We start from the raw sequence: 16,686 nt of genomic DNA on the forward strand, positions 1-16,686 counted from the left end.
TATATCTATTACTACAATAATAAACGGATTAAAACAAAACTGGCCGGAAAAACTCCGGTTCAATACCGAAATCTTTCCGACCAGCTAGTTGCTTAAACTTCTCTCCAATTTTTGGGGTTCAGTTCATCCAACCTTTTTGTTAATGGTGTTATTTAGTTGTTGGTACTTCTTTAATAGGATGTTGTTCTTGCAACGTACCCAAAATTTTTTCGGCTTCCAATTTATGGAAAAGGACACTGGCAGCAGATTGCATGAGCTGTGTTTCTAGTGACACACCTTCAAGAGGTTGATTCGTGGGATTTTTAAAAAAGCCTAGGAGGGTGTCGACAAACGAATTATAAGCTTTCTTTGGGTAATTATCGATGGTTATTTGATCGATTGCTGCCCGGATTTGGTCCAATGAGAAGATGGGTTTTAGTAATGAAATAATCAAAATATCAGCTACTTGAAGCGTTTGATACTTCTTTTTTACGGGCGCTAGAATCATCTTTTTCTTAACATAATTATTGATCATTGTTGAAGTCACTGTGGGCATTTCTAGTGGCGCTAGCACTTGGTTAATGTATGCAACGACCTGATCCATATAGAGGTCAAAATTTGGTAAATCATCCCAATGTGGGAAAACGATGTCTTCAAAATTATTTTTTTTCAACGTATTTACAGTCATGATTTGTTACCTCGTATCATCGTAGATTGTATAGTTATTATATCACATCTAGACTATGAAACTAAATGATAGCCGGGTCTAGACTAAAAAGTTGGTTGTGTCATGAGCCGAAAGGACTGAAGAAAATTCGGACAAGTGGTACGGGATTGTGATAGTATAGGTACAATTTGATTTTTTTAGGATGGAAGGGTAATTGTTATGCAAGAATTCATGGCATTAAATCGAAACTTAAAATTAAGAACGTTAACGGTATTTTTAACGGTCTTGCTTGGTAGTTCGATTGGTCCCAATATGACGATTTATTATGTACAATATTTTGGTGCTTTTGTATCGGGATTTTTACTAATGGTTGTTTCCGTAGCTGGATTTATTGCAGGGCTCTATGGTGGTCATTTATCGGACGTGTGGGGACGCAAACGGACGATGCTGACCGGCTCAGCATTGATTATATCTGGCTATACGCTGGCGATGTTAATGAACGCACCATGGTATACAAATCCATATATCACTTTCGTTGGCTTTTTAACTGCATCGGTTGGGTCGTCGTTAGCCGATCCAGCTGAACAAGCGATGATGATCGATGCATCAACGATAAAAAATAGAAAGTTTGTTTATGCATTGATTTATTGGGTTATCAACATTGGTGTCATGTTAGGAGCAGCCATTGGTGGGTGGTTCTTCCGTGATTATCTGTTTGAATTGTTATTAGGATCCGTTTTTGTGGGTGTTGTCAATGCGTCAATCATTAAGTTTGGGATGGCGGAAACGCTCAATATGGAGAATGTGCATGCGGACTCATCAGTATGGAGTGCCGTCAAATCTTACGGTCGTGTTTTATCTGATAAGCGTTATGTATTATTCATGTTCGGATCAATTTTTTCTGTGGTGATTTACTCACAACCTGATTTTTATTTAGCTGCTCATCTAACGCAGTTTTTCCATGATTATACCTTTATGGGAATTCACTTCTACGGGCAACGAATGCTGTCATTTATGCTAGTGATCAATACCGTCATGATTGTATTGGTAATGAATTTGATTAATCGCTATACTAATCGTTGGCCATTAATTAAAAGTTTTGCTATTGGAACATTTATTCAAGGATTTGGTTTTTCGTTATCGTTCTTGTTGCGTGACTTCTGGCCATTAGTTATTGTGGCAGTTGTCTTTACCTTGGGCGAAATCATTAATGTGCCCTCAAGTCAGACCATGCGTGCTGATATGATGAATCCGGAGCAAATTGGTGCTTATTCGGGTGCATTTGCTGCAACACGACCAGTAGGCAATATTATTGCTGGTATGATGGTTTCACTATCACAATTTACGAATGACTGGGGGATGGCAGGCGTCTTAATGATTGGAACAGTAATTGCAATGGTTACAATTGTTAAGGCAGCTAAAATGCCCGCACAATTTGAGACGGAAACCATGCGATAAAGGTTATGAACCGTTAATCAATATAGTTTAAGAACTGGCTGGAACGTTTGTTTTGTTCGAGCCAGTTCTTTTATTATATCTTCGGTTTTTGAGCAAAATAAAAAGCCAACAAGCGTAATCGCTCATTGACTCTTTCTAACTGGGATAGCTGGATTCGAACCAGCGAATACACGGTACCAAAAACCGATGCCTTACCGCTTGGCCATATCCCAATAATATAATGGGGGCTATAGGATTCGAACCTATGAACCCGAAGGAATGGATTTACAGTCCACCGCGTTTGACCGGACTTCGCTAAACCCCCATATGACTGATGAGTAATAATTAACTTATTACCTCAACGAATATATACTATACAGAATACTTAATTACTTGTCAACACTATTTGTATTATTTTGTTTAACCATGACTGATAAAAAGTATTAGCTGTCCATTCTTGTAGCTTATGACGGTTATAACCGACGCTAGGATTGTAATAAGTGATTAAGTGTTTTTTACGGGGTGGGACCGTGACATGGATGTGTCCGTAGAAAACATGTTGGATATTATCATATTGTGCTAATAACTCACCTGTTTTGGTCGAGCCCAGGACGCCATTGACCATTGCCCATCGTGAATTATGCTCGGGATAAAAAATTTCGTCATTAATTGGTGCAAAATGAGTAAAGAAAATGACTTGTTTGTGTTGGTACGCTGCATCATCCAGTAGTCGTTTCATCTGATAGAGCCCTAATGCCATGCGATCCGGATCGCTCATTGGTTGATCAATCACGCGGTCGTAGTAAAAGCCCGCCCGAAAGCGTGCAATGCTCTCGGGGGCAATATCTGGTGTAAAACTATAATCATACCAACCATTATGACCAATAATGCGCCAGTTGGTATTAGGGATATCGAAATATTGATTATGTAGATAGAGTGGGTCGAGTTGGGTTTCTAATTCAGCAAATGAAATATTACGCCCCATATCATGATTGCCAGCGATAAATAAGACCTTCGTATCGGCTGATAAAGCATGCTGTAAATCATGGACATATTTTAATGATTTTTCAAAATCGTTAAACAGGTCACCAGCAATTAAGTAATAATCGGGTTGTAATTGATGTAATGTGGTTACCTGTTGTACAAGTATTTTCGAAATATCTTGTTTGTTAACATCCAGGTGGTTATCACTTGATACAATAATTTTAGTCATACAAACTCCTTATCTACTCTATTTCATAGATTGATTATAACAAAAGTGATAAAAAAATTAGTAGAAAATGATGGTTGCGCTTGTAGATAGTTATAAATTCAAGTAAAATTTAACAAGTGACGTTTTGTCACAATGTTCAGAGTAGAAGAACACTTTATTTGAATGAGGAGTTTTTATCATGAAAACGGAAAAGAAATTCCTGGGACAACCCTTCGGTCTTAAAACATTATTTATGACCGAAATGTGGGAACGTTTCAGTTACTATGGTATGAAAGCCATTTTGCTTTACTATATGTGGCACTTAATTAGTACTGGTGATTTAGATATTACCAAGGCTACTGCTGCATCGATTATGGCAATATATGCATCGATGGTTTACCTATCTGGTGTTGTTGGTGGTTTTATTGCCGATCGTATTCTAGGACAGCGGCGTACCGTGTTCTGGGGTGGTGTGCTAATTATGTTCGGACATATTGCATTGGCACTACCATTTGGATCAACAGCAATGTTCGTCTCGATGATTTTGATCGTTCTTGGAACGGGGTTGCTAAAGCCAAATGTTTCATCAATGGTTGGATCATTATATGAAGGTGAAGGTAACAATAGTTCACGAGACGCTGGATTCTCAATTTTTGTGTTTGGAATTAACTTAGGTTCATTTATTTCGCCATTATTGGTTGGTTGGACACAAGAAAATGTTGGTTTCCACGCAGGTTTCTCATTAGCTGCTATTGGTATGTTCTTTGGTTTAGTACAATACCATTTTGGTGGTAAGCATTTACATGAAGATTCAAAGTATGCGCCAGATCCTCTACAAGAGGAAGAAGTTAAGCCACTAATTGTCAAGATCGTCTTAGGAATTATTTTCTTTGCATTGGTTGTTGTATTGATGAACTTGATGGGTTGGAATAGTCTGCAAAATTACGTTAACTTGTTGACGATTGTTGCGATTATTTTGCCAATTTCATACTTTGTGTTAATGACCACATCGGCTAAAGTAACTAAGGAAGAACGTTCACGAGTTTTCTCGTATATTCCATTATTCTTAGCCGCCGTATTATTCTGGGCAATCGAGGAACAAGGATCAATTGTTTTGGCAACCTTCGCTGCTGAACGTGTTGATACTTCATGGTTCCCAGCTGCCTGGTTCCAGTCATTGAACCCATTATTTATTATGTTATATACGCCATTCTTTGCTTGGTTATGGGTAAAGTGGCAGAAGAACCAACCTTCTTCACCAATGAAGTTTGCAATCGGGTTAATGTTCACCGGAGCCTCATTCTTGTTGATGGCCTTGCCAGGTACTTTGTTTGGTACTTCAGGTCATGTGTCACCACTTTGGTTAGTTGGTTCATGGGCCTTAGTTATTGTTGGTGAGATGTTGATTTCACCAGTTGGACTATCAGTTACGACGAAGCTAGCACCAAAGGCATTCATGTCACAAATGATGTCAATGTGGTTCCTAGCCTCATCTGCTGGTTCAGCATTAAATGCACAACTAGTAACATTGTATTCATCAGATAATGAAGTTGCTTACTTTACCTGGTTTGGACTAGCTTCAGTCGCATTAGGAATTCTATTAGTATTCTTAGTACCACGTATCAAGCGATTGATGGTTGGCGTTAACTAGACAGTATTAAAGAGCTTGTATGTCATCACATATAAGCTCTTTTTTTAGTATATAGATAGATAGCTTAGTATTAAAAAATAAACGGTAATTAAAAAAGGACTTGCAATTTATTTTTATAATTGGTATGATATAAGAGTTGTCGGGGCAGAGATGCTTGATACAAACATGGGGGTTTAGCGAAGTCTGGTTAAACGCGGTGGACTGTAAATCCATTCCTTCGGGTTCATAGGTTCGAATCCTATAGCCCCCATTATATTATTGGGATATGGCCAAGTGGTAAGGCATCGGTTTTTGGTACCGTGTATTCGCTGGTTCGAATCCAGCTATCCCAGTTAGAAAGAGTCAATGAGCGATTACGCTTGTTGGCTTTTTATTTTCTGTAATAATTATTGACAGTAAAAATAAAATGCACTAAAATAATTAAGTCGTAAACATTGGGATATGGCCAAGTGGTAAGGCATCGGTTTTTGGTACCGTGTATTCGCTGGTTCGAATCCAGCTATCCCAGTAATTATTCGTGAAAGCATCTGTCCAGTTGAACAGGTGCTTTTTTCTTTAAAAAAGTGATCGATGGTAATAATAATAAGGTGTAATGTTTGGTTAAAACGAATAAAATAAGACCTGAGATATGGTAAACTTAATAGAAGTTAATTAATGAAAGGTGACGTATGTTTACTAATTACGATTTAAAAAAACAAGCGAAAAGTTATGTACGTGGTGCTAATTTTGGCACAGCCATAAAGTTATCAATTATTTTAATTATTTATCAAATTGGTACAGCAATTCAATCAAATAGAGAAGCAATATCAGACGCTATTGATCAGACAGCTAACAACTCAAATAGTGAAACTATACAATTTTCTTCAGATTTAGCGCAAAATGCTTTGTCAGCATTTACGGAGATTTTTACGAAAAGTTTATTGTCTGAAATAATTTTAGGTGTCTTTACATTAGGGGTTACTTGGACGTTTGTTCAGTGGCATCGACAGAAAGAAGCACCTGAGAAACCAGTCCGTGCTAGTTTCAAGTTTTGGAGTAAGCGAACGATTGTTGATATCGTTGTCTTGTTAGGATTACGGTTTATCTTTACAATTTTGTGGACATTTGTCCTCATAATTCCCGGCATTATGAAAACATATTCTTATTCACAGGCACCTTTATTGTATGCTGAAGATGTGCGAGCTGGTCGTGAAATTTCATCACTGACGGCTTACCTAAAAAGATCAGAAAAGATGATGCGTGGTTATCGGATGAAGCTATTCTGGTTACAAGTCAGTTTCATTTTATGGTGGATTTTTGTGGCCATCACGTACGGTATTGCAGCAATTTTTGTCGTCCCATACTACCAGGCAACATTAGCACAGTTTTATTTAGCTGTTCGCAAGGGTGAATCAGGACGGCGACCAACCATGCAATTTGATGAGAATGACGAACTGTAACTGACGAGCATTTAAATGACAGATCAAGATCTACAGCAACTGGTTGAACAAATTTCACTTGAACAGTTTGGTCAACCTTTTGAACATAAAACAAGGTTTAATAAACGTTTACGCACAACGGGTGGGAGATACTTGTTGGCGACTCATGATATTGAAATCAATCCTTTAATGCTTTCTCAGTTCGATTTAAATAATCTTACTGGCATCATTAAACATGAACTGGTTCATTATCATTTACATACGCGTCATTTACCGCACATGCATCGTGATAAAGAATTTAAACAGTTGTTAAAGCAAGTTGACGGTTTAAGATACGCGCCAAGAATTTCAAAGATGCAAAGTCAGAAAAAATATTGGCTTTATGTCTGTGAAAAGGGGCATAAAATATATCGGCAACGTCGTATCAATACGACACGTTTTGTTTGTGGTGACTGCAAAACAGCGTTAAAATTGATAAGGTACGGTTATTTAGACAATAGTCAGGAGTAATCCAGCTAAGTTATTAATTTATTAGAGTAGAATATTTATTTAGGAAGAGATGACATGAACCAAAATGTAACAAATAAGCCACGTTATATTACTGGATTTGATGGGCTTAGAGCAATTGCAGTTATTGGCGTAATTGTATTTCATTTATGGCCAAAGGCTTTACCTGGTGGTTGGATGGGAGTGCCATTGTTCTTTGTTTTATCAGGTTATTTAATTACGGATTTATTAATTCAAGAATATGATCGTAATGGTCATATTGATGTGCTGAGCTTTTATCGGCGGCGTCTGAAGCGGCTATACCCAGCTCTTTTGATGATGCTATTTGCAACAGCCACGTATATTGCTTTTTTTGCTCGTGATTTACTATATAATTTGCGGTCAATTTTAACTAGTAATATGTTGTATGTGTATAATATTTGGGCAACCAAACACGGTGACTCTTATTTTGATTCATGGGGCGGGTCATCACCATTTACCCATTTGTGGTCATTGTCTATTGAAGGCCAATTTTATTTAATTTGGCCCATTATTGTGATGATTCTGCTAGGATTACGTATTCGTAGAATTTCGATTGGTGCAGCGTTGATTGGATTGGCTGGCGTGTCTGCCATTCTGTTGGGTGTGTTGTACGATCCTATGAATATCAACCGGGCATATTATGGTTCAGACACACGTATCTTTGCAGTGTTATTCGGAGCAGCTCTTGCCTTTGGTTGGCCATCTAGACGTATGAAATATATTCTGTCGCCACGTGTGAAACGGAATTTAAACACCCTAGGTGGGATTGCGTTGGTATTGACCATTATTACATTTTTTGGATTAAATGGAGAATGGCGCGGAACCTATATGGGACTGATGTTCGTCGCAACGGCAATCATTACTAGTTTAATTGCTATTACTGCACACCCAGCCTCATTTTTGAGTCATGCATTAGATAACAAGTTTTTGAACTACTTAGGAACCCGTTCGTATAGTATTTATCTATATCAACTACCAGTCTTTGTGTTCTTTGATAAAGCCGTTACCAATCATAGTACATTTTTGATGGGTATCTTGAAAATCATGATTGTGTTGATTTTGTCGGAATTGAGTTATCGTTATGTTGAAAATGTTTTCCGGAGAGTTAAGAAACCGGCCTTAGGAACCGGTGTTTCGTGGTATCAAACATTTTTCAGTTCACATTCAATTCAAGCCATGTTGGTGGTTGCCGTGATGCTGATTGCTGGGACAGGATATGCGGTTTCAGCTAATGAGTCCGCCCATGCAAAACCCAAGAATACGCTAGAAAAGCGCTTGGATAGTAATAAAAATCGCATTGATGAAGCCAATAAGAAAGCTGTTTCTCAAGCTAAAAAAGCACAAAAAGAATCAGGTAGTGCAAAATCATCTAGCCAAAAAGTTGACCCTAAGTCGTTATCACAGCAGGATCGCGATTTGATGGATAAATATAGTTTGAATGCGGAGCAATTTACAACAATCCGTGATAATCGGGTCACTGCAGTTGGTGATTCAGTTATGGTTGATGTCGCTCCTGATTTGCAGGAGTTGATGCCTAATACAGTTGCGAACGCGACAGTCGGACGCCAACCCTATTCGGTACCAGAGATTTTAGAATCATATGATGATCAGGGATTATTATCACAAAACGTTGTAATTTCAATTGGAACCAATGGGGCTATTGGTGAAAATGATTTTAAGAAGATTATGGACGTTATTGGTCATGATCGCCAGGTTTATTGGATCAATGGGTATGCCGATCGTGACTGGGTATCACAAAATAATAACTTCTTAACGGATCAAACTAAGACACATAAAAATTTACATATTGTTGATTGGGCAGCACTTGTTAAGGACCATTCTGACTGGTTAGGTGATGATCACGTTCATCCAAATCAAACGGGGTCTGTACAGTATGCTAGTTTGATTGCCAAAGCGATGGCTGAACAAGGTCAGAAAAAGTAAGAGAACTTTTTGTTATTTTCTAATTCTCGCATTTACCGATATTATTCGGTGGATGCGGGAATTTTTTTGTTTTAGGGACGGTTGCACTAACTTTTTGTACGTGTTACTATTAACTGGTTAATTAACCAGTTAAGGAGATTTCAATAATGACGACACAATCATATGCTGGTCAGATCGACCAATTTTTAAATCATTTAAAATTACTTTCTGAAAACCAACGAGAAGTATTGATTGGCGAAAATAAAACTAATATTACCACCACACAAGGACATTTATTGATGTTATTGGCTCAGAATGGGCCACAAACTAACTCGGAGTTATCGCGTGCATTGCGTGTTTCAGGCGCAGCCGTTACCAAGGCAATGAAAAGCTTGTACATTCGTGATGAACCGATGGTTAATGTGATTCCCGATCCAGAAGATGGTCGTGTTAGTCGCTGGTCACTAACGACATTGGGAGGTTCACTAGCAACTGCTCATAGGCAACGACATCGTGAGACGATTGATGAATATAAAAAGATATTGACCAATTTTTCTGATGACGAACAAGATGTTATTAGTCGCTTTTTGACCCAACTATCTGAATGTTTAACAGGAGAGGAAGATTGAATAATAAACAGACAAAATTTATTTGGGTGCCAGTTATTTTAGTGTTCATCTTACTTGGGATGATTTTCTACAGTGCTTGGCAACGGCAGGAAACTAAGGTTAATACAAGCCAAAATAAAATTACTGTTGTGGCTAGTTTAGATAGTTATGGTGAGATGGCTAAGGCTGTTCTAGGCAATCAAGGGACAGTAACGAGTATCATCAACAAACCGAATATGGATCCGCATGAGTATGAGCCCACTGCCAATGTTGCGAAACAATACCAGAAAGCTGATGTCGTTGTTTCTAATGGTGGTGGTTTTGATAATTGGAGTATAAATTTTGCCAAACAAAATAAAACTACCAAGACAATTAATTTGGCCAATCTTTATGCTTATAAAGGCGGTACAAGTGGCGGTAATGAACATTTTTGGTACAAGACTGATCTGACGACCCGCTTAACGAATCGACTCGCCGTAAAGTACAGCCAATTAATGCCAACAAAAAAGGCTTACTTCGAGAAGAATGCCAAGGAATACCAGGAAAAGGCTAAAAAATTAGTTGCTTTGCAAAATCAAGTAAAAACGCGATTGGACGGGGAAAAGTTGTTAGCAACTGAACCAGTCTTTGATAATACTTTGTTGGCTTTAGGTGCAGATATGCAGGATCAACAATTCGCCCGTGCTGTTGAAGAAGGTGATGACCCAACGCCGAGTGATGTACGTGAGTGGCAGAAATTGATTAAGCAAGGTCAGATTGCTGCGGTTATTGATAATCCTCAGGCAACGGGCAAATTGGCTAAGCAAGGTGTTGATTATGCTAAGGCCCATGACGTACCAATCGTACAAGCACGTGAAACAAAACCTGCGCAAACGTCTTATATTGCGTGGCAGATGGAACAATTAAATGCATTAAACGAGGCACTACAAGAATGATGATTTTAGATGGAAAAGATATTGGAATTAAGTTTGATGATAGATGGCTCTATCAAAAAGTAAATTTCCAGTTAAATCAAGCACACAATTTAGCTTTGATTGGTGATAATGGCGTTGGTAAGACGACCCTGATTCGGGCTATGTTGGGCAAAATACCTCTAACGACTGGTGAATTTAAATGGTATGATGATGGGCAACACAAAATAGCCTATGTGCCACAGTATCGACCTGATATGCAAGCTTTCCCGCTACGTATTCGGGATTTTGTTGGTCTGACTTTTGATCAAGGATTGCGACCATGGTTATCGAAAGAAGAGAAAAAACGGTTACAGTATATCTTGGCAATCACTAATTTGACAAGTATTGCTGATCAACGGATTGATCGTGCATCAGGTGGTGAACGACAGCGAGCTTATTTGGCACAAGCTTTGGTTCAAAATCCTAATGTGTTGATATTAGATGAAGCGACAGCCAATTTGGATAATGTTGCCAAATATGGTTTGATGGATGTTGTTTCTGCATATCAAAAAAATTATCAGCTAACGACTATTATGGTTAGTCATGATATTGATATTATGCAACGGTATGCAGATGAATATCTGTTACTAACAAGACACGGTAGCGAGTACGGCAACATTGAGCAATTAGACGTGGCTAAGTTACGTGAAGGAGGCGAAAATTTTGTTTAGTTTCCCTTTTATGCAACACGCTTTTGTTGCTGGTACATTGATTGCTATTATGAGTGGTCTTATTGGACCATTTATTGTTGCTCGCCGGATGTCATTCCTTGCACATACATTAAGTGAAATTGGTTTTGCAGGGGCATCTTTTGCGCTATTCATGAGTTGGTCGCCGTTGGTTGGCATGTTGTTATTTTCGGTGGTGGCTTCCATGAGTGTTGGTGAGCTTGGCATGAAGGAGCAGCGCTCTGAATCGCTGATTTCCGCAGTCAGTGCGGTAGCAATTGGGTTAGGAATTGCTTTCCTATCCTTGTCTAATAAGAATGCGACTGCAGCGACTGGTATTTTATTTGGTTCGATTTTTAGTATTAACCAAACCGATGTCTGGGAAGTAGTTGTGTTAGCCACATTGGTTATCTTGGTCACATTAATGATGTTTCGGCCTTTGCGTCATTTTGCATTTGACTATACAACAGCTAGTTTCAGCTTAAAAAATATCCAGTTGATTGAAGTTTTATTTCTTGGATTAATGGCGACGACCGTTGCCGTTTCAGCACAGATTGTTGGTTCGTTATTAATTTTTATCTTGATGATTTTACCTGCTAGCTCTGCCATGCGGTGGGGTCGAACAGTTTGGCAGATTATTGGATTGGCAATTATGTTTTCTGTTCTTGGTGTATGGCTGGCATTGGTGCTATCATATTGGCTTGATTTGCCAGTTTCATTCTTCATTGCCATTATTGAAGCAGGTGTTTACTTTATTAGTTTGATTAAAAGAAAATAGAGCGTGAGAAAAGACGTTTTGAAGCCGGTTGTAACGATGATTGCGCTATTTTGGATCGTAGCGCAGCGAAGAGACAGAATTGCGCAATCGTTGTTATATTAAGGCTTCAGTCTTTTGGAACGCGTTTACGCTGTAAAAATTACAGGCTTTACAAATAAGTTATTTAACTTGCTTATAAATAAGCCATTTGATAGAGTTGTTAGTGGTATGCTTGCGTTTCGCAAGTGATAATTAATGAGTAAAAAATAAAATGATATTTTGTAGGAGAAGATAAAAATATGCTAACCGTTTCGAATGTTTCTGTATCATTCACTGGGAAAAAATTATACGACGATGTTAACTTAAAATTTACCCCTGGTAATACATACGGTATTATTGGTGCCAATGGTGCCGGGAAGTCAACCTTTTTAAAGGTATTGGAAGGTAAACTACAACCAACTACTGGAAATGTTTCAATGGATCCAAATGAACGTATGTCATCATTAGTGCAAGACCACTTTGCGTTTGATGAATTTACAGTTTTGGATACTGTTATGCAAGGTCATAAAGAATTATATGATGTAAAAACTGAAATGGATGACATTTACATGCACGATCCTTTCACAGACGAGGATGGTATTCGTGTTGGTGAATTATCGGCCCGTTTTGAAGAACTTGATGGCTGGACGGCTGAGACAGAAGCGGTTCAACTTTTGCAGAGTATTGGTATTCCTGATAGTAAACATCAAGCTTTGATGTCAGATTTGCCCGAAGTAAGCAAGGTTAAGGTATTGTTAGCGCAAGCTTTGTTTGGTAACCCTGATATTTTGATTTTAGATGAGCCAACTAATGGTCTGGATACGAAGACGATTGCCTGGCTAGAAGATTTCTTGGCTGATTATCAAAATACAGTGTTAGTTGTTTCCCACGACCGTCACTTCCTAAACGCTGTGGCAACAATGATTCTTGATGTTGATTTTGGTAAAATCAAGCTCTTTGTTGGTAACTATGATTTCTGGAAGCAATCATCAGAACTTGCACAACGTTTGCAATCACAAGCTAATGCTAAGAAAGAAGAGCAAATTAAAGAACTACAAGACTTTATTGCGCGCTTCTCAGCTAATGCGTCAAAGTCAAAACAAGCGACATCGCGTAAAAAGCAACTAGATAAGATTACGCTGGATGATATCCAACCTTCATCACGTAAGTATCCATATATCAATTTTGAAACGTTACGTGAAATCGGTAATGATATGTTACGTGTTGAAGGCGTTTCAAAGAGTGTTGATGGTGTCAAAATTTTGGATAATATTTCATTTACGGTTAGCCCAAATGAAAAAGCGTTGATCATGTCTGATAATGATGTTGCGGCAACGATAATTTTGGACATTATTGCGGGTAAGGTAAAGCCTGATTCTGGTAGTGTCACTTGGGGTGTCACAACAACGCAAGATTATTTGGCAAAGGATATGGGAACTAACTTCCCTAATCCAGAACGTCAAATTTTGGATTATTTGCGTGACTTTGCTTCAAAGGAAGAAAGCGATAATACCTTCCTCCGTGGTTTGTTAGGTCGAATGTTATTCAAGGGTGAGGACGCTGACAAAACATTGGATGTCTTATCAGGAGGGGAAAAGGTCCGTGTAATGCTTTCAAAGCTAATGCTAACGAAGGCTAACGTACTGATTCTTGATGATCCTACTAACCATTTGGATTTGGAATCAATTACGTCACTGAATGATGGCTTAATTAACTTTAAGGGTGGCTTGATTTTCACGTCACACGACCATACATTCGCGCAAACGATTGCTGACCACGTGATTGTCGTTTCTGACCAAGGAGTTGTTGACCGTGCTGAAACGACCTATGATGAATTCATGGATCATCCTGAAGTACAAAAACAATTAGCTGCAAAGAATGTCATTTTATAAAATTTAATAGCTTACAATGTCAGTAAAATAGCAACAAATTTTAGTGTTATTGTGCAAGTCTACGAATATAGCCAGTTAATTGGCGACATTCGTAGACTTTTTTTGTTGCTTAAAAAAATTAATATTTAATTAATTGACCGGATGAAAACGCAATGTGACGGCATCTTGTGAAGCTTGTCATTAAATATTTGTACGCAAATTTGTATGTTTTGCATAAAACTCTTTTAATTTGTCCGCACAACATGTATAATAATGTTGTTGATGAAAACGGTTACAAATTTTCATGGGGTTTATTTAAATTTAAATCATTGCAGGTATTTATTTTTAAACGTCATTTTGGGGAACTCGTGGTCGTTTTCAATTTAAATTTTTTTAAGTTTAGGATCATGTCAGAGTATATGATTTTGGAGGGATTAGTTCATGTCTGAGAAGAGAATTTCAAGTAAATTTATTTACTTCTTCGGAGCCTTTGGAGGTATTCTATTCGGATACGATATTGGTGTTATGACTGGTGCATTGCCATTTTTGCAAAGTGATTGGAATCTATCTGGTGGTGGAGTTACCGGTTGGATTACGTCATCATTGATGTTGGGAGCTGTGTTTGGTGGTGCGATTGCTGGTCAATTGTCCGATCGTTTAGGTCGTCGTAAAATGGTTTTGTATTCAGCCGCATTGTTTATGGTTGGTGCATTGCTAGCCGGTGTTTCACCTCATAATGGGGTTGCCTACTTAATTTTCACCCGTGTTCTTTTGGGTGTTGCTGTTGGTGCTGCTTCTGCTTTGGTGCCAGCATACTTGTCTGAAATGTCGCCAGCTGAGAAGCGTGGTAGTTTGTCAGGAATCAACCAATTAATGATTGTTTCTGGAATGTTGATTTCATACGTTGTTGATTTCTTGCTAAAGGGATTGCCTGAGCAGATTGCATGGCGTTTGATGCTTGCTATGGCTGCTGTTCCTGCTTTGGTATTGTTCCTAGGTGTATTGCGTTTGCCAGAGTCACCTCGTTTCTTGATCAAGTCTGGTCGTAAGGATGAAGCCCGTAAAGTATTAAGTTGGATTCGTAAGCCTGAAGAAATTGAGGCTGAGATTCAAGGTATTACTGAAACTGCTAAGATCGAGCAAAAGGCTGAGAAGTCAACTTCATGGGCTTCATTGTTAGATGGTCGTTACCGTTACCTAGTTATTGCTGGTGTGATGGTTGCCTTCTTCCAACAATTCATGGGTGCTAACGCAATCTTCTATTACATCCCATTGATTGTTGAAAAGGCTACAGGTCAAGCTGCCGCTGATGCGTTGCTATGGCCAGTTGTAAATGGTGTTATCCTTGTTCTTGGTGCTTTGTTCTACATGGCAATTGCCGAAAAGTTTAACCGCCGTGGCTTGTTGATTCTTGGTGGAACTGTGATGGGTCTTTCATTCATCCTACCAGCAATTATTAACTCATTTATGGATACAAATCCTATGATGATCGTTGTCTTCTTGTGCATCTTCGTTGCATTCTACGCCTTTACATGGGCCCCATTAACTTGGGTTCTAGTTGGTGAGGTCTTCCCACTAGCTATTCGTGGACGTGCTTCAGGATTGGCATCATCAATGAACTGGGTTGGATCATTCGCTGTTGCGTTGGTCTTCCCAATCATGACTGCTTCAATGTCACAAGAAGTTGTGTTCGCTATCTTCGGTGTTATCTGCTTGGTTGCCGTAGCATTTGTTTTGTTCAGTGTACCAGAAACACGTGGTCGTTCACTTGAAGAAATCGAAAAGATTGGTGCTGACAAGGCAGCTAAGTAATGATATTACTTGGTTGATTGTTCATTAAATAAAATTAAGAAGAGGTTGGGACAAAACAACGGTCCCAACCTCTTTGTGCTAAAAATGCATTAATTATAAGGCTATAAATTTTATAGCATAAACGCGTTCCAAAAGTCTGAAGCCTCAATGTAACGCAATTTACGCCATTCTTGTCCTTCGCTTTGCTTCGGCCAAAAATGACGCAAATAGTGTTACACACCGGCTTCAAAGCGACTTTTGTCCCGCTCTCTTTTTTATATTACCCATTTTGGTTTCTAACAAACTTATCGATAGACAAAAGAATAACAGCTATTCTATACTTATTTCTAATACATATATGATTAGTTAAGGAGCGGTAAGCATGCAAGATCTAACAAGTGGTAAGCCGGCAAAGGTTATTCTAATGTTTGCCATTCCTCTAATGCTCACGAATATGGTACAACAACTGTACAATATTTCCGATACATTGATTGTTGGGCAAACTTTAGGAGTTAACTCGTTGGCTGCAGTTGGGGCGACAGGAAGTATTCAATTTTTAGTCATGGGGTTTGTGCAAGGTTTTAGTTCGGGAATGGCTATTATCACGGCGCAACGTTATGGTGCGCACAATGTTCGTGGTATTCGTGAATCATTTGCTGCCAGTATCGTCGCGGCATTGATTACATCGATTGTCCTAACAATTACTAGCCTGGTTTTTATTGACAATTTGTTGGATGCTATGCAAATGCCAGCAGCGATATATGGAGAAGCTAAGTTATTCATTGGGATTATCTTAGCTGGAACCATTATGACGATGGGTTATAATGTGGTCTCCAATGCGCTGCGAGCGGTTGGTAATAGTAAGGCACCGTTATATTATTTAATTATCGGAATGATTGTTAATGTGTCACTAGAGTTATTGCTGATTATTAAATTTCACTGGGGCGTTGAAGGAGCGGCAACAGCCACCGTCTTTGCACAATTTGTCACGGTCGTTATTTCGTACTTACATATTACGCGATATACGGATACGTTACGGTTAAGTTGGTCGGACTTTAAATTAAAAAAAGGTGATCTGTGAACTGAACCCCAAAAATTGGAGAGAAGTTTAAGCAACTAGCTGGTCGGAAAGATTTCGGTATTGAACCGGAGTTTTTCCGGCCAGTTTTGTTTTAATCCGTTTATTATTGTAGTAATAGATATA

The 16,686-nt window shown here is 38.6% G+C and carries 16 protein-coding genes and 5 tRNA genes; 16 read left to right on the forward strand and 5 right to left on the reverse strand.

What is annotated here, in order from left to right; genetic code table 11:
* Positions 1-3: 3 nt before the first annotated feature.
* A complete protein-coding gene (locus NGR58_RS08285; RefSeq protein ID WP_407077141.1) occupies positions 4-96 on the forward strand; it encodes an IS3 family transposase in 93 nt (30 codons plus the stop codon).
* A 52-nt stretch (positions 97-148) separates the two neighbouring features.
* Here NGR58_RS08285 and NGR58_RS08290 read toward each other — a convergent pair whose 3' ends face one another.
* Positions 149-667 (reverse strand): DUF1836 domain-containing protein, encoded by a 519-nt coding sequence (locus NGR58_RS08290; RefSeq protein ID WP_258089069.1) that lies wholly within the window; start codon positions 665-667, stop codon positions 149-151.
* Positions 668-865: 198 nt separating this feature from the next.
* Between NGR58_RS08290 and NGR58_RS08295 the strand changes: the two genes are divergently transcribed.
* Entirely contained in the window at positions 866-2,104 is a 1,239-nt protein-coding gene (locus tag NGR58_RS08295) for an MDR family MFS transporter (RefSeq protein WP_258089070.1), read from the forward strand.
* A gap of 139 nt (positions 2,105-2,243) precedes the next feature.
* On the opposite strand, the gene NGR58_RS08300 is transcribed toward NGR58_RS08295, so the two are convergent.
* The 3 genes from NGR58_RS08300 to NGR58_RS08310 form a co-directional block, all read right to left on the reverse strand.
* Positions 2,244-2,316 (reverse strand) — tRNA-Gln (locus NGR58_RS08300).
* A gap of 9 nt (positions 2,317-2,325) precedes the next feature.
* A tRNA-Tyr gene (locus tag NGR58_RS08305) sits at positions 2,326-2,408 on the reverse strand.
* A gap of 60 nt (positions 2,409-2,468) precedes the next feature.
* Positions 2,469-3,296: a metallophosphoesterase gene (locus NGR58_RS08310; RefSeq protein WP_258089071.1), complete on the reverse strand. Its 828-nt coding sequence runs from the start codon at positions 3,294-3,296 to the stop codon at positions 2,469-2,471.
* A gap of 178 nt (positions 3,297-3,474) precedes the next feature.
* Between NGR58_RS08310 and NGR58_RS08315 the strand changes: the two genes are divergently transcribed.
* From NGR58_RS08315 to NGR58_RS08380, 14 genes are all read left to right on the forward strand, one after another.
* On the forward strand, positions 3,475-4,926 hold the full coding sequence (locus tag NGR58_RS08315; RefSeq protein ID WP_258089072.1) for a peptide MFS transporter: 1,452 nt from the start codon (positions 3,475-3,477) through the stop codon (positions 4,924-4,926).
* 167 nt (positions 4,927-5,093) lie between these two features.
* A tRNA-Tyr gene (locus tag NGR58_RS08320) sits at positions 5,094-5,176 on the forward strand.
* Positions 5,177-5,185: 9 nt separating this feature from the next.
* A tRNA-Gln gene (locus NGR58_RS08325) sits at positions 5,186-5,258 on the forward strand.
* 103 nt (positions 5,259-5,361) lie between these two features.
* Positions 5,362-5,434: transfer RNA gene (locus NGR58_RS08330), tRNA-Gln, on the forward strand.
* 160 nt (positions 5,435-5,594) lie between these two features.
* Positions 5,595-6,365, forward strand: a complete 771-nt coding sequence (locus NGR58_RS08335) for a DUF975 family protein (RefSeq protein WP_258089073.1) — start codon at positions 5,595-5,597, stop codon at positions 6,363-6,365.
* 15 nt (positions 6,366-6,380) lie between these two features.
* Positions 6,381-6,854, forward strand: coding sequence for a SprT family protein (locus NGR58_RS08340; RefSeq protein WP_258089074.1), 474 nt, complete (start codon positions 6,381-6,383; stop codon positions 6,852-6,854).
* 54 nt (positions 6,855-6,908) lie between these two features.
* Positions 6,909-8,816 carry an acyltransferase family protein gene (locus NGR58_RS08345; protein ID WP_258089075.1) on the forward strand — a complete coding sequence of 636 codons (1,908 nt, stop codon included), beginning with the start codon at positions 6,909-6,911 and terminating at the stop codon, positions 8,814-8,816.
* Between the two features lie 146 nt (positions 8,817-8,962).
* A complete protein-coding gene (locus NGR58_RS08350; RefSeq protein WP_258089076.1) occupies positions 8,963-9,424 on the forward strand; it encodes a MarR family transcriptional regulator in 462 nt (153 codons plus the stop codon).
* Positions 9,421-10,338: a metal ABC transporter solute-binding protein, Zn/Mn family gene (locus NGR58_RS08355; RefSeq protein ID WP_258089077.1), complete on the forward strand. Its 918-nt coding sequence runs from the start codon at positions 9,421-9,423 to the stop codon at positions 10,336-10,338. Before NGR58_RS08350 ends, NGR58_RS08355 begins: the two co-directional genes overlap by 4 nt.
* Positions 10,335-11,027, forward strand: a complete 693-nt coding sequence (locus NGR58_RS08360; RefSeq protein WP_258089078.1) for a metal ABC transporter ATP-binding protein — start codon at positions 10,335-10,337, stop codon at positions 11,025-11,027. Before NGR58_RS08355 ends, NGR58_RS08360 begins: the two co-directional genes overlap by 4 nt.
* Entirely contained in the window at positions 11,020-11,802 is a 783-nt protein-coding gene (locus tag NGR58_RS08365) for a metal ABC transporter permease (protein WP_258089079.1), read from the forward strand. The genes NGR58_RS08360 and NGR58_RS08365 overlap by 8 nt, the downstream gene beginning before the upstream one ends.
* Positions 11,803-12,080: 278 nt before the next feature.
* Positions 12,081-13,712 carry an ABC-F family ATP-binding cassette domain-containing protein gene (locus NGR58_RS08370; protein ID WP_258089080.1) on the forward strand — a complete coding sequence of 544 codons (1,632 nt, stop codon included), beginning with the start codon at positions 12,081-12,083 and terminating at the stop codon, positions 13,710-13,712.
* 420 nt (positions 13,713-14,132) lie between these two features.
* The gene (locus NGR58_RS08375; RefSeq protein WP_258089081.1) at positions 14,133-15,503 is read left to right on the forward strand and encodes a sugar porter family MFS transporter; all 1,371 of its coding nucleotides are present in this window, start codon (positions 14,133-14,135) and stop codon (positions 15,501-15,503) included.
* Positions 15,504-15,864: 361 nt separating this feature from the next.
* Positions 15,865-16,563, forward strand: a complete 699-nt coding sequence (locus NGR58_RS08380) for an MATE family efflux transporter (RefSeq protein WP_258089082.1) — start codon at positions 15,865-15,867, stop codon at positions 16,561-16,563.
* A gap of 27 nt (positions 16,564-16,590) precedes the next feature.
* On the opposite strand, the gene NGR58_RS08385 is transcribed toward NGR58_RS08380, so the two are convergent.
* On the reverse strand, positions 16,591-16,683 hold the full coding sequence (locus NGR58_RS08385) for an IS3 family transposase (protein ID WP_407077141.1): 93 nt from the start codon (positions 16,681-16,683) through the stop codon (positions 16,591-16,593).
* Between the last annotated feature and the right edge of the window lie 3 nt (positions 16,684-16,686).

Source organism: Weissella fangxianensis (genome assembly GCF_024718545.1).
Classification (GTDB): Bacteria; Bacillota; Bacilli; order Lactobacillales; family Lactobacillaceae; genus Weissella; species Weissella fangxianensis.

Bases quoted from the DNA above. Each gene is read 5' to 3' on its own strand.
- NGR58_RS08290 (WP_258089069.1), bottom strand. From the start codon at position 667: ATGACTGTAAATACGTTGAAAAAAAATAATTTTGAAGACATCGTTTTC.
- NGR58_RS08295 (WP_258089070.1), top strand. From the start codon at position 866: ATGCAAGAATTCATGGCATTAAATCGAAACTTAAAATTAAGAACGTTA.
- NGR58_RS08310 (WP_258089071.1), bottom strand. From the start codon at position 3,296: ATGACTAAAATTATTGTATCAAGTGATAACCACCTGGATGTTAACAAA.
- NGR58_RS08315 (WP_258089072.1), top strand. From the start codon at position 3,475: ATGAAAACGGAAAAGAAATTCCTGGGACAACCCTTCGGTCTTAAAACA.
- NGR58_RS08335 (WP_258089073.1), top strand. From the start codon at position 5,595: ATGTTTACTAATTACGATTTAAAAAAACAAGCGAAAAGTTATGTACGT.
- NGR58_RS08340 (WP_258089074.1), top strand. From the start codon at position 6,381: ATGACAGATCAAGATCTACAGCAACTGGTTGAACAAATTTCACTTGAA.
- NGR58_RS08345 (WP_258089075.1), top strand. From the start codon at position 6,909: ATGAACCAAAATGTAACAAATAAGCCACGTTATATTACTGGATTTGAT.
- NGR58_RS08350 (WP_258089076.1), top strand. From the start codon at position 8,963: ATGACGACACAATCATATGCTGGTCAGATCGACCAATTTTTAAATCAT.
- NGR58_RS08360 (WP_258089078.1), top strand. From the start codon at position 10,335: ATGATGATTTTAGATGGAAAAGATATTGGAATTAAGTTTGATGATAGA.
- NGR58_RS08370 (WP_258089080.1), top strand. From the start codon at position 12,081: ATGCTAACCGTTTCGAATGTTTCTGTATCATTCACTGGGAAAAAATTA.
- NGR58_RS08375 (WP_258089081.1), top strand. From the start codon at position 14,133: ATGTCTGAGAAGAGAATTTCAAGTAAATTTATTTACTTCTTCGGAGCC.
- NGR58_RS08380 (WP_258089082.1), top strand. From the start codon at position 15,865: ATGCAAGATCTAACAAGTGGTAAGCCGGCAAAGGTTATTCTAATGTTT.